This window comes from Acetobacter conturbans, from assembly GCF_011516755.1.
GTDB classification, from domain to species: domain Bacteria; phylum Pseudomonadota; class Alphaproteobacteria; order Acetobacterales; family Acetobacteraceae; genus Acetobacter; species Acetobacter conturbans.
In genome coordinates this window covers 42395-57795 of the sequence record NZ_WOSY01000010.1, presented here as the reverse complement: position 1 = coordinate 57795, position 15401 = coordinate 42395, and the positions used below count along the sequence as shown (strand labels likewise).

General features: G+C 57.6%; 16 protein-coding genes. 13 read left to right on the top strand and 3 right to left on the bottom strand.

Annotated features, from left to right (window positions below; translation table 11 throughout):
• Nucleotides 1–229: 229 nt before the first annotated feature.
• On the top strand, nt 230–859 hold the full coding sequence (locus GOB81_RS11380) for a hypothetical protein (RefSeq protein ID WP_242010217.1): 630 nt from the start codon (nt 230–232) through the stop codon (nt 857–859).
• A gap of 212 nt (nt 860–1071) precedes the next feature.
• Complete coding sequence (locus GOB81_RS11375; protein WP_173570544.1) at nt 1072–2619, top strand: gamma-glutamyltransferase; 1548 nt, start codon at nt 1072–1074, stop codon at nt 2617–2619.
• A gap of 42 nt (nt 2620–2661) precedes the next feature.
• Here GOB81_RS11375 and fliP read toward each other — a convergent pair whose 3' ends face one another.
• A complete protein-coding gene (fliP, locus tag GOB81_RS11370; protein WP_173570629.1) occupies nt 2662–3387 on the bottom strand; it encodes a flagellar type III secretion system pore protein FliP in 726 nt (241 codons plus the stop codon).
• 56 nt (nt 3388–3443) lie between these two features.
• Nucleotides 3444–3743, bottom strand: coding sequence for a hypothetical protein (locus GOB81_RS11365; RefSeq protein ID WP_242010216.1), 300 nt, complete (start codon nt 3741–3743; stop codon nt 3444–3446).
• A 203-nt stretch (nt 3744–3946) separates the two neighbouring features.
• Between GOB81_RS11365 and GOB81_RS11360 the strand changes: the two genes are divergently transcribed.
• The 11 genes from GOB81_RS11360 to GOB81_RS11310 all read left to right on the top strand — a co-directional run bounded on the left by GOB81_RS11360 (nt 3947) and on the right by GOB81_RS11310 (nt 13969).
• Complete coding sequence (locus tag GOB81_RS11360) at nt 3947–4342, top strand: flagellar basal body rod protein FlgB (protein ID WP_173570543.1); 396 nt, start codon at nt 3947–3949, stop codon at nt 4340–4342.
• 15 nt (nt 4343–4357) lie between these two features.
• Entirely contained in the window at nt 4358–4765 is a 408-nt protein-coding gene (gene flgC, locus GOB81_RS11355; RefSeq protein ID WP_173570542.1) for a flagellar basal body rod protein FlgC, read from the top strand.
• Nucleotides 4762–5103, top strand: coding sequence for a flagellar hook-basal body complex protein FliE (locus GOB81_RS11350; RefSeq protein WP_173570541.1), 342 nt, complete (start codon nt 4762–4764; stop codon nt 5101–5103). The genes flgC and GOB81_RS11350 overlap by 4 nt, the downstream gene beginning before the upstream one ends.
• 30 nt (nt 5104–5133) lie before the next feature.
• Nucleotides 5134–5406 (top strand): flagellar biosynthetic protein FliQ, encoded by a 273-nt coding sequence (locus GOB81_RS11345; RefSeq protein ID WP_173570540.1) that lies wholly within the window; start codon nt 5134–5136, stop codon nt 5404–5406.
• Nucleotides 5403–6203, top strand: a complete 801-nt coding sequence (locus tag GOB81_RS11340; RefSeq protein WP_173570539.1) for a flagellar biosynthetic protein FliR — start codon at nt 5403–5405, stop codon at nt 6201–6203. The genes GOB81_RS11345 and GOB81_RS11340 overlap by 4 nt, the downstream gene beginning before the upstream one ends.
• 54 nt (nt 6204–6257) lie before the next feature.
• Nucleotides 6258–7343: an EscU/YscU/HrcU family type III secretion system export apparatus switch protein gene (locus GOB81_RS11335; protein WP_173570538.1), complete on the top strand. Its 1086-nt coding sequence runs from the start codon at nt 6258–6260 to the stop codon at nt 7341–7343.
• A gap of 137 nt (nt 7344–7480) precedes the next feature.
• Entirely contained in the window at nt 7481–8746 is a 1266-nt protein-coding gene (locus GOB81_RS11330) for a TIGR03862 family flavoprotein (protein ID WP_173570537.1), read from the top strand.
• A complete protein-coding gene (locus GOB81_RS11325; RefSeq protein WP_173570536.1) occupies nt 8743–10209 on the top strand; it encodes an ATP-binding protein in 1467 nt (488 codons plus the stop codon). The genes GOB81_RS11330 and GOB81_RS11325 overlap by 4 nt, the downstream gene beginning before the upstream one ends.
• 189 nt (nt 10210–10398) lie before the next feature.
• Nucleotides 10399–11571: an HlyD family secretion protein gene (locus GOB81_RS11320; RefSeq protein ID WP_173570535.1), complete on the top strand. Its 1173-nt coding sequence runs from the start codon at nt 10399–10401 to the stop codon at nt 11569–11571.
• Nucleotides 11568–13151, top strand: a complete 1584-nt coding sequence (locus tag GOB81_RS11315; protein WP_173570533.1) for a DHA2 family efflux MFS transporter permease subunit — start codon at nt 11568–11570, stop codon at nt 13149–13151. The genes GOB81_RS11320 and GOB81_RS11315 overlap by 4 nt, the downstream gene beginning before the upstream one ends.
• Before the next feature lie 83 nt (nt 13152–13234).
• The gene (locus GOB81_RS11310; protein WP_173570532.1) at nt 13235–13969 is read left to right on the top strand and encodes a JAB domain-containing protein; all 735 of its coding nucleotides are present in this window, start codon (nt 13235–13237) and stop codon (nt 13967–13969) included.
• A gap of 48 nt (nt 13970–14017) precedes the next feature.
• Here the strand turns inward: GOB81_RS11310 and GOB81_RS11305 are convergent, their stop codons facing one another.
• Nucleotides 14018–15160, bottom strand: coding sequence for a glycosyltransferase (locus GOB81_RS11305; RefSeq protein WP_173570531.1), 1143 nt, complete (start codon nt 15158–15160; stop codon nt 14018–14020).
• Nucleotides 15161–15401: the final 241 nt, after the last annotated feature.

The following is a 15401-nucleotide window of genomic DNA, read 5'->3' as shown; positions in this document are numbered from 1 at the left end:
CGTGGAAAGGATGCTGTCGGGTCATTATGACACAGATGAGATGGTATTGCGCCGTCCTCCCACTCTGGTAATGCACTTTTCGCCGCTCTTTTTCAGAAGAGGCAGGTTTTCGGCGGAGCGTTTCTGTCCGATACTCGGTAACGCGGTCCGGCGTGTGCGGCTGCTTTTTTCTGTCGAAAGGCGGGATCTGGCGCGACGGATCATACAACCTGTCAGCTTGGATTGTCGCATGACCCGGTTTTTGTCTGTGTCCCAGAGTTTTTGCCGCCTTCTTGCGGGACGCAATCGTTCAGCGAGTCGCGTCTGGCCCGAAAGAAAAACGACGGTCGGCCTCGCCGCGCTGTTGCTTCCTCTGACTCTGGCGGGATGCGGAGAAGACAACAGTCTGGTCTTTGCCCCGAGCTGCCCGGAAATGCACATTCCTCCCGAAGTGGCTGATTATTATAATTATTCTGAAAAGGGCCCGTCCTTCGATCATCTTGTCACCCATGCCAGCATCTCGTCTCTCAACGGGGATTGCATGTCACAGGGACCGAAAGATCTCAGGACCCGGCTGGGGCTCCATCTTGTCGTCCGGCGTGGACCGGCCGCGCCCGGAACCAAGGTGACGCTGCCGTGGTTCGTCGTCGTCGTGCATAATGACAAGATCGTCGGCAAACATGTGTTTGCTCAGGATGTCACCTTCCCGGTCGGTCAGGATACGCTGGCGGTCGATACGCGGCTCGTGACGGTGGACCTGCCGATCAAGCCGACGACGGTCAACAATGACTACCGGTTCGAAGTGGGTTTCCAGCTCAATCATACCCAGCTTGCCTACAACCGCGAACATGGTGTGTCGGCGGACTTTCTTTCGAAATGATGATGGCCGGATGTCGTCTGCCGATCCGGGCGGCCTTCTTGATATGTGGATGACACAGCGGGAAAACCACGTTCCCCCGTTGCCGCCCGTAAGGAAGAAAGCTAACCAAAGCGGGAACCGTCCGTATCATCGGATGGAACTGAAGCCGTTAATCGCGCGGGCGGAGGCCAGTTCCGGCAAAAGCCAGTGCAAGAAAATGGAGTGTCTTTCGCGTGCGTGAACGTTCCGCAAGCTCTCGTTCTGTTTCGCGCGCAGAAGCGCCCGTATCCACTCGTATTCCCAGAAATGTCGCGATGATCCGGAAAGCCGGGTTGCTGCTGGCAATGAGCGGCACGCTCTCCGGCTGTTCGTGGCTGTTCGGGATCACCCCGCATGATACGACAGGCGAGGAGCATCCGGTGCTGTCGTTATATGGCAGCGGCTCCAGAATGCTGTCCGGTTATGTCGGGAACATCGTCGCCGATGAGCCGCACGCCGCTCTCGCCGCCATGACCGTGTTGCAGCGTGGGGGTAATGCGGCCGATGCCGCCACTGCACTGGGGCTTGCGCTGTCTGTGACGCTCCCCTCGCGCGCGTCGCTCGGTGCGGGTGGTGCCTGTGTGGCATGGCGTCCTGAAGATCAGGGCGATGGCCGTGCTTTCCTGTTTATGCCGACCGGGGATGCCCCGGCCGATGCAGCAGCAGGAGGAAAGGTGCAGGCGGACCGCCCGGCTTCCGTGCCCATGCTGGCGCGTGGTCTTTTCATGATGCAGTTGCGCTACGGCAGCGTCGATTTCTCGGAAACGACGCAGCCCGCTGTCATGCTGGCCAGAAATGGCATCGAAGTCGGCTCTCAGCTCGCCGCCGATCTTGCGGCTGTGCAGGCGCCTTTGCTGGCTGATGAGGGAGCACGACAGATTTTCGGACGCTCCGATGGCAAAGTGTTGAAAGCGGGCGACATCTTTGCGCAGCGTTATCTGTCAGGCACCCTTGAACGCATTGGTTCCGCCGGTCCGGGAGATCTCTATACGGGTGCTCTGGCGCAGGTGCTCGTGGCATCGAATGATAAAACAGGCGCTGGTTTGAGTATGAATGGTCTGAGAGCGGCTGTTCCGGTCGAAGCGATGCCTTTGACAGTGACAATGCGTGGCATCAGTGTTTCGTTCCTGCCGCCGCCGGCTGACGGCGGTTATGGGATGGCATTCGCATGGAAAGCGCTGGAAGCCGGGGAAGCCGGTAGCAATATCGGCGCACGCGCCATCACCGGCTGGCGTCATGTCGTGGACGGCAAAAGAGTATCGGTCTCCACACTGACAGCCCGGGCTCAGGCTCTGCTGGATGCGGGTAAGACGGCTGGTGGCAGCGGTTTGCCTAACCTTCCGGCTTCTACCTCGTTCGCCGTTGTGGACAGGAAGGGTGAAGCCGTTGCCTGCGCGGTGTCGATGGACAATCTGTTCGGAACCGGGCGTGTGGCCGGTTCGACGGGCATTGTGCTGGGAGCTTCCGCTGCTCATCGTCCTGCCGCGATCCTGCCGGCGGCTATCGCGCATCGGGATAACCAGTTTGTGGCGATGGCGACGGCGTCCGGACAGGCTGATGCTGCCGATGCTGCGGCCTCGGCGCTGGCAGGTGCACTGGATGGTAACATCAAGGCCGCTACCTCCTCTGGCCGCGCCAATGCGATTTCATGTCGGGAGGGTCTGCCCGGTAACAGCAACCATTGCTTCGGATGGATTGATCCGCGTGGCAGTGGCTATGCGACCGGACTGGATCGCGATTAACTTTCTCCTACTGGCAAACAGGGATGAGCCGGTCAGGCTGGCTCATCCTCCGCCAAAACTTCTGACAAGACTCCCTGCCGTCAGTTGCCATCCGTCGATCATGACGAAGAAGATCAGCTTGAATGGCAGTGAAATCGTGGTTGGCGGCAGCATCATCATGCCCAGACTCATCAGTACAGTCGAAACCACCAGATCGATGATGAGAAAAGGCAGATAGAGCAGAAACCCCATTTCGAAACCGCGCCGCAGTTCCCCGATCATGAAGGCTGGCATGAGCACGCGCCAAGGCGTGTCGGCTGTTGTTGAGGGAGGCTTGACGTTTGCGAGGTGGAGGAATGTCGTCAGGTCCGCTGGGCGTGCATTGGTGAGCATGAAGGCCCTGAACGGTTCAGCTGCGGCCTTCAGACCGTCCATTTCGCTGACATGTCCTTCAATGAGGGGAGACACGCCGTTCGTCCAGGACTGTTCGAACACCGGCTGCATGACAAACAACGTGAGGAACAGGGCAAGGCCGATCAGCACCGTGTTGGGTGGGGTTCCCTGCGCACCGATCGCTCCTCGCAGCAATGACAGAACAATGATGATCCTTGTGAAGGCCGTGACCATGACAAGGAGGCTTGGTGCGAGGGAGAGTACGGTGATGAGGGCAGAGAGCTGGACAAGGCGCCCTGTTGTGCCGGCACCCCCATTCTGTCCGAGATCCACACTGAGGGACTGAGCATGGGCCGAAACTGGCCATGCCATGAAAAGGGTAGCGGCAATTAGCATGATCCCTGCAAGGATGCAGGCAACGGGAAGTGGATGGCTCAAGCGGCGTACAGCGATCATGGCGCCTGTTCCTCCACGACCATTGATGATGCTGTGTCGGGAAACGGGAAGTTGCTGGCGAGAACGAGGTCATTCGCTCCGCCTGTAAGAAGAAGAATCTGCTGCCCTTCCCACCGGATGACTCTCAGGCGCCGTTTGGGGTCCAGCGTCAGTGTGGATTCTATGGCGATGCTTCCCATTCGGGAGCGGTTTGCCCCAAACTTCGTCACAAATTGCCAGCCGTTTCTGCTGAGCAGAATCATAGCCAGAACCGCGATGAGCGCCAAAACTACCGAAAGAATGTCATAAAGACCCATAAAGCCGCGTTCCGTGGTGGAGTTCCGGATGCGTCAGATTTGGAGCGAAGAGATGAACGAATTCTTTAAGCGGGAGTATTTTGTTTTATTTTAAACGAATCATCCATGCGCTCCGAATTTTAACGATATGGCAGTTTTTCGCCGTCACAGTGGGCAATTATCGGTGAAGCGCCATCTGGCGGGTTTAACTCAGGAAATACTGCATGATTAATGCTTCTCGTCCTGCCGCTGGGGGAGTCGATCTTTTTGATCTGGCTCAGCGTCGTCTTTCCTGGCTGAACAGACGGGAGGAGGTGGTGGCCTCCAACATCGCGAACGCCGATACGCCTCATTATGTGGCGCAGGATATTGAGTCTTTTGACAGCGCCATGACGCAGGCTAGTGCAGAGCTTTCCACAACGTCTGAAAAGCATATTGCCCTCGGATCAAAAGGACGCAGGCATGTGGATGATCCATCAGGGGAGCAGTCTCTGGATGGAAACGGTGTTTCGCTGGAAACGCAGATGCAGCTTGTTGCGGAAACGAACGATCAGCAACGACTGGCGACGAATGTTTATTCCGCTTATCGGAGTATGCTGACCACGGTGCTGGGTAAATAAAGGAGCGGTTGAACGATGGATATTAATTCCACCTTGTCCGTTTCTGCTGCCGGAATGGAGGCGCAATCGGAACGTTTGCGTGTTGTGGCAGAGAATATTGCCAATCAGGACACTGTTGGTTCTTCACCGGGTGCTGATCCTTATCGCCGCAAGGTCATCTCCTTTGAAAATGTTATGGACAAGCAGACGGGCGCTTCGAAAGTTCGGGTGAAGAAAGTCGGGCATGACATGTCCGACTTTGAAAGTCGTTATGATCCCGGAAATCCAGCCGCTGATACGCGGGGATATGTGAAAACGCCCAATGTCAATACGATGGTGGAGGTGGTGGATTCGCATGAAGCGCAGCGATCCTATGAAGCCAATCTGAATACATTTGAGAATACCAGAACCATGATTACCCGCACGATAGATCTTCTGAAATGATTATTTCTTCAGCATCCAGTAATTCCACGGCAGCGGCTGCGTACGCCAAAACTCAGTCTGCACTGGAAACGGGACTATCTGTTGACGACAGTGATGATCTGTCGCTGTCGTCAACAGATAAAGCCAGTTTCGGTGAAACGCTTGAGGCCGCCGTTGAAGGGGCTGTTACATCCAGCAAGGAGGCGGAAGTGAAAGCTGCTTCTGGTCTCAAGGGGAATGGCAACCTGACCGATATTGTCACGTCCATTTCGCAGGCGCAGATGGTTCTGCAAACAGCGTCAGCCGTCAGGGATAAAGTCATTCAGTCCTATCAGGATATCATGCGTATGACGATCTGATCATCCTTCTTTATTTCAGGATTTTATTTGATGAACTCTGTCGATGTTGCATCTATATTGCGGGAAACATTATTTGTAGCCGTAAAAGTGGGAGCGCCGGCATTGCTGGCCTCTATGGCTGCTGGTCTCGTTGTTTCTATTTTTCAGGCCGTCACGCAGATCAATGAATCGACACTTGCGTTCCTCCCGAAGTTTCTTGCCTCCATGGCAGCACTTCTGGTCGGGGGGCCGTTCATGTATTCAACTCTGGTGTCCTACGCCCGGCATGTGTTCGATCAGGTCATCCTCGCCGGGGTGTCTTGAGTAGCGATCTGACAGAATTCGTCGCGACACTCCCGACGCAAATGGTGATTTTTGTTGCCATCCTTGCGCGAGTGGCGGCGTTGCTGGTGGCATTTCCGTCATTCTCTTCACAGTCTGTGCCGACTGTTGTGAGAGCGGCGACGGCTGTCGGCCTCACTTTTTTGCTATTTCCACTTCTCGAAAAACAGTTTTTTGATGCGCATATCAATGATGTTATGGACCCGGGAAGGCTGATTGTATTTTTCTGTGCGGAATTTCTAAGTGGTAGCCTGATAGGATTTCTTTCTCAACTGATGATATCGTCTTTTCCTATCGGAGCGCAGATGATGTCGACTTTTATCGGGCTTTCGAATGTCCTTCAGCCTGATCCTGAGCTGGGCGCACAAAGTACACCCATCAGTCATGTGGCAGAACTCATCGTAACAGTCGTTATTTTTTCTTCAGGCATGTATGTATTGCCACTTCATGCTCTTGTTGGCAGCTATCAGCTTTTTCCTCCCGGTCATTTCCCCTTTTTGGGCGATGCTGCCAGAAGTGTGACGCATGCGACGCAATATTCTTTTTTGCTCGCATTCCAGTTGGCTATGCCCATCGTGCTCATTGGAACACTATGGCCTGTGATGCTGGGGCTTTTGAGCCGCTTTTCGCCTGGATTGCAGATTTATAATCTTGCTATGCCCGCGCAGTTGCTGGGTGGCATTCTCCTGTTCGCTCTTTTGCTCAAAGGAATGCTGTCTGCGTGGATCCATATAACAGAAGCCGGATTGGGTCATATTCCGGGAAATGGTGTTTTTTAAGCAGATTAAAAAATTGAATTATTCTTGATTATATAAATATTTGGAATGAAATAAGTGGCGGAATCTAGTGGTGGAGACAATACAGAAGCGCCGACAGGCAGACGACTGGAGCGGGCCCGCGACGAAGGCAATGTTGCTCAGTCTAAGGAGTTGCATCTTTTTTCCGGTCTGGCGCTCTCCACTATTGCGCTCGTGATGTTCTTGCCCACGAGTGCAAAGAGTTTTCTGTCAGAGATGAGTGCTCTTTTTAATCATGCGGGCGAGACTCATCTGAATCCAGATGTCGTTGCCGGTCTGCTGAAAACATCCTTCTCGCTGCTTGTGATGCTTTCGCTGCCGATTGTTCTCGCCGCTGTTGCTGGTGGCATTACGACAGCACTGCTCCAGTCAGGATTCCTGATGCGTGCGGATGCGTTGATCCCTGATATCGGACGTCTCAATCCCTTAAAGGGTATCAAGAAGCTTTTCGGAGTTTCGAGCCTGATCGAAGCCCTGAAATCCATAGTCAAGGTTATCGTTTTTTCCCTGATTCTTTACGGTATCGTGAAAGATACTCTGCAACTCGCTCCGAAAACGGTTTTCTGGTCGGCAGAAACCTTCATGACGCAGTTTTCGAAGCTGACAGTCAAAACGCTCATTTCCGTTCTTGTAGTGCAGATCGGCATCATCATTTTCGATGAAGGATGGACGCGTTATAAACGTTTGCAGGATCTCAAGATGAGCCGTCAGGACATCAAGGATGAAATGAGGCAGTCGGACGGCGATCCACACGTCAAGGGGCGCCAGAAACAGATGCGTATGCAGCGCAACCGCAAGGTGATCAGGGAGGCTATCCAGGCGGCGACAGTCGTGGTGACGAACCCGACGCATTACGCCGTGGCGTTATCCTACGAAACGGGAGGGGGAGGGGCCCCTAAAATCGTGGCGAAAGGGGCTGATGATCTGGCTGCAAGAATCAGGGAGTTCGCTTATGAGGCGAAGGTCCCGATTGTTTCAAATCCGCCCTTGGCTCGTTCCCTGTATAAACTTCCTGAGGACACCGAAATTCCTTATGAGTATTTTCAGGCGGTCGCTGCGATTATTGCTTACGTATGGCGCATGAAGCAGCCTGCCGGTGCGCAGCGTCCACCTGTCATGTAAGGTGCTCCCCTCTCGCCACAGCGGTAAAAACGAGCATCGCGTGAAAGCAGCCGGAAAAACAGATGGCTGACTTTTCAGGTGAGGTTCCTGCTATAGGACGCAGCGATTTTTGGGGACGAGAAAGAGATGCCACGCGAATGACGCAGAAAAAGCCAAATATTCTGGTCATCGGCGGAGGGCCCGCCGGACTTTCTGCCGCCGAAATCGTGTCTGCGAATGGCAGAGCCATCGTGACGGTCGTCGACCGCATGCCAACGTTGGGACGTAAGTTCCTGATGGCTGGCCGCAGCGGCCTCAACCTGACAAACGCCGAATCGGAAACAGGTTTTCCGAAGCGGTACGGTAACGCTCAACACTGGCTTGTCTCCGCGATTGCCGCATTTCCACCCTCCGCGATGATTGAATGGGCTGAAACACTGGGTCAGCCCTGTTTTACCGGAAGCTCAGGCCGCATTTTTCCGAAATCAATGAAGGGGTCGCCATTATTGCGGGCCTGGATCGGGCGACTGGCGGAACAGGGAGTGCAGTTCCGCGCTGGCTTAAGATGGCGCGGCTGGAACGACCAGAATGAGGTGATTCTGGAAACACGGGAGGGTCATGAAGAGACGCTGTCTCCGGATGCGGTTGTCCTTGCGCTGGGGGGCGGAAGCTGGGCGCGTCTCGGGTCTGATGGTCAGTGGGTGTCGATGCTCGCTGCCCGGAATGTGCCGCTTTCGCCATTGCGTCCGGCAAATTGCGGTTTTCTTGCAGAGTGGACGACACCCTTTGCCGACCGTTTCGCTGGAACTCCTCTGAAGAGGATTGCGCTCTCCTTCGCAGGCGAAACACGCCGGGGTGAGGCGGTCCTCACGGAGCGGGGGCTGGAAGGAGGCGTTGTGTATGCTCTGGCCGTCCCCGTGCGTGATGCTATCGAGACGCGCGGCGAGGCAACGGTGTTGGTGGATTTGCGTCCCGATCTGGATGTTGCGGTCATTGTGGAGAAACTGAAGCGGGTCCGGCCTCGTGAGAGCCTGACCAACCGGTTGCGAAAAGCCGTGCAGCTCCCCTCTGTCGCCGTGGCGCTTCTACGCGAGTCCGGCATCGTGCCGAAGGACGCAGAGTCTTTGGCCCAACGTCTGAAGGCAGTTCCGGTGCGCCTTGTGGCAACGGATTCGCTGGATCGGGCGATTTCTACGGCCGGAGGCGTCAGGCAGGACGCTGTGGATGAGCGATTCATGCTGCGGGCCATCCCGGGTGTGTTTGTTTGTGGAGAAATGCTCGACTGGGAAGCTCCGACGGGCGGCTATCTTCTTCAGGCTGTCATGGCGACGGGGCATGCTGCCGGGCAGGGCGTTCTGGATTGGCTCGCCGAGCGTGAGGCAGTTGCCCGAACAGGAGTCGGCGCTGTATCCGGTCGCCCATGACCAGCACCATCGAATTGGGGGAGATTGTCGGCGGCGGACCGGCGATGATGAATCTCGCCGAACTCCTCGCCACACGTCTGCTCGTGCAGGGTAATTCCGGCTCGGGAAAATCGCATCTGCTGCGGCGCTTGCTGGAACAGACAGCGACGCTGGTGCAGCAGGCGATCATCGACCCTGAGGGTGATTTCGTCAGTCTGGCCGAGGTGTACAGCCATCTTGTGATTGATGCTGCGGAGCATACGGAAGCTGCCCTGCAGGCCGCCGGAGAGCGGATGCGAATCCACCGGGCCTCTGTCGTGCTGAATCTGGAGGGGCTGGACGCCGACCTTCAGATGCGGCGCGCTGCAGCATTTCTGGGGGGCATGTTCGATGTTCCGCGTGCCCACTGGTATCCGGTTCTGGTCGTGGTGGACGAGGCGCAGCTTTTTGCCCCGGCCGCCGCTGGTGAAGTATCGGATGAGGCGCGGCGGTCTTCGCTGGGGGCTCTGACCAATCTGATGTGCCGGGGGCGAAAGCGTGGGCTGGCGGGTGTGATCGCCACGCAGCGTCTGGCCAAGCTGGCGAAAAATGTCGCCGCCGAGGCATCCAACTTCCTGATGGGGCGCACCTTTCTCGATATCGACATGGCGCGGGCGGCGGATCTGCTCGGCATGGAGCGGCGGCAGGCCGAGGCGTTCCGCGATCTGCAACGCGGGACTTTCGTTGCTTTGGGACCGGCGGTGTCCCGTCGCCCGATGACGGTGCGGATCGGCCCCGTGCACACTGCGAGTCGCTCTGCTGGTCCTGTGCTGGAGCCGTTCGCGCCTCCATCGGAGCTGGTCGCGGACCTGATTCTCGCACCGCTCCCTGAACCGGAAATGATGATGCGCCCCAAGCGCCCCGTCGCACCCCCCGCTCCGGATCTGATCACGCAACTGGCGACACATGGGGCCGCTCTGGCCGAAGCGGAGCCTGAGGCGGACCCGGTTGATCCGGTGGAGCGCCGTCGGCAGATTCAGGCCGTATTGCGGGAGGTGCTGACTGAGGATGACGGTGGTTTCCGGCCACCGGCCTCGCTCTATCAGGATTTTCTGGTCCGCTGTCGTATCGCCGGCTTCGGACGGGAGGCGATGGATATGCGCGCTTTCCGGCGGGCATTGGCCTCAGCGCGCAGTGGAATCGACGTGGAGGCTTCTGAAACGCCGGAATGGCAGGAAGCCGAGGCGATGGCGTCGGCGCTGCCAGAAGATATGCAGGGGGTGTTTCTCTATCTCGCCCGTGCCGCGCTGGTGCAGTCCGCCTGTCCCTCCGATGGGGCCATCGCAAGAGTCTACGGCACGCATTCCACGGGACGGGCGCGCCGGATACTGGCGTGGCTTGAGGAGCAGAACGCCATTGTGCTGCGTCTGGACGGCGCGGGTCGCCGGCGCGCCGCCATCATAGGGCTGGGCTGGGAAACATTGCCCGGCGAGCCGGGGCTCTGAAAACCTCACGCTCGCAGACGGTTATGAGGGCTTGAGGCCTTTTCCTGACCTCATTGAAGCCGGAATGCGACGGTCCTGACTTGATGGGGTCGTGCTGGCGTGCGAGAAACTGACCGAACGGATCGGTCAGCACGACATCTGGGGCAGTGCTGACCTTGTAAAGCCCGGCAGCAGGCAGACGGAGACGGCATGGCCGACGCACAGCAGGATCAGAACACGCCAACCGACGAAAAGAAGAACAACGGGAAAAAGCGCAATCCGCTTATCCGTGTGATTCTCATTCTGGTGCTGCTGCTGGTTATTGTGGGAGCGGCCATTTACTGGTTCCTGCATCGCTTCGAAATCGAGACCGACGATGCCTTTACGGCAGGTCGTGCCGTTACCATCGCACCGCATGTGTCGGGCTACGTGACCGACCTGCTGGTTGACGACAACCAGTTCGTCCATGCCGGTCAGGTGCTGGCCCGCATCGACAACCGGAACTGGCAGGCTGAACGGGATGGGGCTGCGGCAGCGGTGCAGCAGGCTCAGGCCAGTCTGGCCGCGCACCAGATGCTGCTTGCCGTCGCGGAAAAGAACTTCCCCGGTCGTCTGGCTGCGGCACAGGCTGATCTTTCCGTCGCTAAAGCGGGGGAGTTCAAGGCTCTGACCGACTACAAGCGTCAGCATTCGGTGGAGCGGGCAGCGACCTCGCAGCAGGATATCGATTATTCGAAGGCCGGGCTGGAGGAAGCAAAGGCGCGTGTTCAGCAGGCTGAGGCGCAGGTGACGATCGCCATGCCGGTTAAGCCCAGCATCGCTAATGCGCAGGCCGCTATTGAAGGCGACGTGGCCGATCTGGCCAGCGCCAAAGCAGCACTGGTCAAGGCGGAACTGAATCTGGGCTGGACGGAAATCCGGGCACCGAGCGATGGCTGGATCTCCCAGCGTAACGTCGAGCGCGGCAACTATGTCACGCCCGGTCAGAGCCTGTTTTCGATCGTGGAGCCTGAAGTCTGGGTGATGGCGAACTACAAGGAAACCCAGATCACCAGCATGCGTCCCGGCCAGCAGGTGGATATTTCCGTGGACGCCTATCCTTCACACAATCTGCATGGGCATATCGATTCGTTGCAGAAGGGCACAGGTGCGACGTTCAGCGCCTTCCCGCCTGAGAACGCGACCGGCAACTATGTGAAGATTGTCCAGCGTGTCCCGGTCAAGATCCGCATCGACAGCGGCCTGAACCCGGATATTCCTCTGGCGCTGGGTCTCTCGGTCGTGCCCGTCGTGCATACGGACAGCACCGTCGCGCGCGATTCGAACGGTCATGTCGTGAATCGTGATCCGGGCCACGAGGAACTGGAGCACGGCACGCCATGAGCGCGGCCGCGGGCGCCGTCGAAAAAAAGGACGAGGCCTGGAAGCCCAAATATAATCCGTGGCTCGTCGCCTTTGTCGTGACGATGGCAGCGTTCATGGAAATTCTCGACACGACGATCGTCAACGTGTCCCTGCCGCACATCGCGGGCAGTCTTTCCAGCACTTATGATGACGCCACCTGGACGCTGACCTCCTATCTTGTGGCCAACGGCATCGTTCTGACCATTTCCGGATGGCTGGGAAAGTTGTTCGGGCGCAAGCTCTACTTCATGGTGTGCATTGCGATGTTCACCGTGACGTCCTTTCTGTGCGGTGTTTCGAACAGTCTTGCCGAACTGATCATATTCCGGCTGTTGCAGGGCTTCTTCGGAGGCGGCCTCCAGCCGAACCAGCAATCTATCATTCTTGACGTCTTTCCTCCTGAGAAGCGCGCGGCGGCATTCGGCCTGACGGCCATCGCCGCCGTGGTGGGGCCGGTGCTTGGCCCGACACTCGGCGGCTGGATCACCGACAATTATTCCTGGCGCTGGATTTTCTTCATCAATGTGCCGTTCGGTATTCTCACCACGATTGCGGTGGGCTTTCTGGTGGAAGACCCGCCGTGGGCGAAGAAGCGGCACGAACCCATCGACGTGATCGGGATCAGCCTGATCACGCTCGGATTCGGCTGCCTCGAGGTCATGGTGGACCGTGGTGAGGATGATGACTGGTTTGGGTCGAACTTCATCTGTGTGATGGCAGTTCTGGCCGCCATAGGTCTTGTGGGCGCCGTCTTCTGGCTGCTCCGGACCAAGCGTCCTGCTGTGGATCTGCGGGTGTTCAAGGACCGGAACTTCGCCGTCGCCACGCTTTTGATGGCGGCGATGGGTGCGCTGCTCTATTCGGCGGCGATCATCGTGCCGCAGTTCGCGCAGCAGGTGATGGGCTATACGGCGACACTGTCCGGTCTGCTCCTGTCCCCCGGTGGCATGGCGGTCATCGTTCTCATTCCCATCGTGGGTAAAATGATGACGATCATGCCGATCCGTTCGGTGATTGCCCTTGGGTTCGGGCTGATGGGATGCGCGTTGTTCTGGTCCGCACATCTCGTGCCGGGGCTGGATTTCCGGCATCTCGTGTTCTTCCGCATGAGTCAGACGGCGTGTCTCGCCTTCCTGTTCGTTCCGCTTTCAACCATTGCGTACGCGACTCTTCCTCGTGAGATGAATGCGGATGCCTCGGCGCTCTTCTCAATGGTGCGAAACTTCTTCGGCTCCCTGAGTATCTCTGGTGCCACGGCCCTCATCATTGAGCGGCGACAGGCGCACCAGTCGGATATGGTTCACTGGATGACGCCGTTTCATCAGCCCTACAACGAGTATCTTGCTCGCGGACGGCAGGTCGCCCTTGATCACAATCATCAGGCGCAGGGGAACGCAATCGCGACGCACCATCTCTACGTGGATTTCGGCCAGCAGGTGGCGATGCTCGCCTATAATGAGGCGTTCATGATCTTTGGCCTTGTGGCATTCTGCGTGGTCCCTTTCTGCTTCCTCCTCTCCCCCATGAAAAGCGGCGGCGGGTCGCGGGGCGCCCACTGAGGCGCGCGCGGGGCATTTTTTAGGCTCGCGGGGCACATATCATCAGGCTTGGCGCTCCGTCCGTTCGGTGACATTGTTTCCTGATGGACGCCCCAACGCCAGATCCGAAGCCGGCCTCACGCGCACCGTTTGCGAGTACGGGGCCTTACGGTCACCGCCAACGCATGCGGGAGCGTGTGATTTCCAAAGGCCCGGAAGTGCTGGCGGATTATGAAGTGCTGGAGATGCTGCTGTTTTACGGCACGCCACGCGGGGATACGAAGCCGCAGGCGAAGGCGCTGATCAACGAATTTGGTTCTCTGGCAGCCGTAATCTCTGCGCCTGTTGGCGCCCTGAAGAGTGCGGGCGTCAATAGCGATTGTAGCGCTGCGATCAGGCTGTCCGCCTTGGCCGCGCGGCGACTGGCGGGAGCCGAAGCTCGGGAACGTCCGCAGCTTGGAAACTGGGAATCGCTCCTCACCTATTTCGATACAGCTCTTGAAGGGGCCGTGCCAGGGCAGTTACGGGCGCTGTTTCTCGACAATCGCAACCGGTTGCTGGCGGATGAACTCGTTCTCACGAGTGGCTCCGGGCAGGCGCGGGAGACCACGCAGGAAGCGACCGGAATCATCCGGCGTGCGCTGGAAGTCCATGCGACGGCGCTGATTCTTATTCGTCTGTGCGGTGAAGGTATTGAGCCGCGCAAGGCGGTTGGCGCGGATGAACCTCTGGCTCGTGAACTGCTGCGCGGCGGAGGGTTGCTGGCCATCACGCTCCATGATGTCTTCGCGCTTCATGGAGGAAGCTGGGCCAGCCTCAAGCAGTCAGGACGACTCTGACGGTGGGATGCCGCTTCTTCGAAGCGGCCATTCCTACACAGAATCCGGTCAGTTCGAGCGCCCGGTCGCTTTCTTGATTTTTTCCTTCAGGCTTTCAGGCATCGCAATCCGAAACAGGGACCGGACCAGCAAGACCGGAACGTTCCGGATTCCTACCAGCGTGATGGCGTCCGCTATGCGCACCGACAGCAGCAGTCGGATGCCGGCCGAGAGTTCGGCTTCTTTCAGCACATTGAAATGGGCCTGCTGGCTGGTTTCGGGATAGAGCTTGTGCAGGCCTACGATATACTGGATATCCCCGCGATCCGGCTCGAAAGGACGATAATAGCAAAGTTCCAGCAGCTTCGCGCATGTGGCCGCCGTAAGCCAGAACCGATCTGATTCAGGCATGTCTGCGGTTGCGGCCTGAAGGATGTCCTGCAAGCTTTTCTGGGAACGAATGCGGGCTGCGAATTCCAGCGTAAAGGCGATATCCGGTTTCTTCTGCTGGCGTCTCTGTTCGGAGAGCGCAGCAAGCTGGGACCAGACAGCCTGCTGTCGGCCATTCACAATGGATGCCGATGAGACGGAACCGGAATGCATCCGGTAATCACCAAGGACAGCGTCAATGACGTGAAGATCACCGAGATCCTTCAGACGCCAGTACAGGTCGGAATCTTCCGCGTTATAGACAGGCCTGTAGCCCCCGGCCTTTTCGATGGCGGCGCGCGGAGCCATCAGCATCGGATGAATGATGTAGGGCTCTATAGCCGGGAACGAAAAACAGTTGGCGAGCGCCATATCCTTGAGTTTTGACGTCGTTCCTAATGGTGCGGAATGTTCATCTATATGGCGAACGCGGCACCCGACACCCGTGCAGTTGGGGTGCGCTTCCAGATAGGCCAGCTGCTTTTCGAACCGATCAGCGTAGGAAATGTCGTCGCCATCCATGCGTGCGACGAAAGGTGCCGTGCAAAGGGCCAGACCAGCATTCATGGCGGCCACAATGCCGGCATTGTCCTGCCGATGATAAACGATGCGGGAATCTGCGCTTGCTGCTGCCTGGACGATGGCTCCGGTTCCGTCAGTCGAACCGTCATCGACGACAATGAGGCGGATATCACGGACCGTTTGATCCTGAATGCTTCTGAGAGCCTGAGTTATATAATCCTTGCAGTTATAGGCAGGAATCAGAACATCGATTTTCGTCACAGCATATCTCCGGTGGCAGGCGACACTGCGTGGACTGCGCCTGTCCTGTCAATTTTCACACATGCGAACGCTGTCAGAGGAATCCGTGAATTCGGATTGTGGTTGGAACGTTCAGTGAGTGACCGGAAACGTGACAGACAGGGATCCACAGGACATTGCCTTTTGGCGGGAGGGCGGCAGCCTTTTCGGATGAAAATACACTCCGATCGGGTGCGTGTTCCCAAAGGCGGGTCGGGCTGGC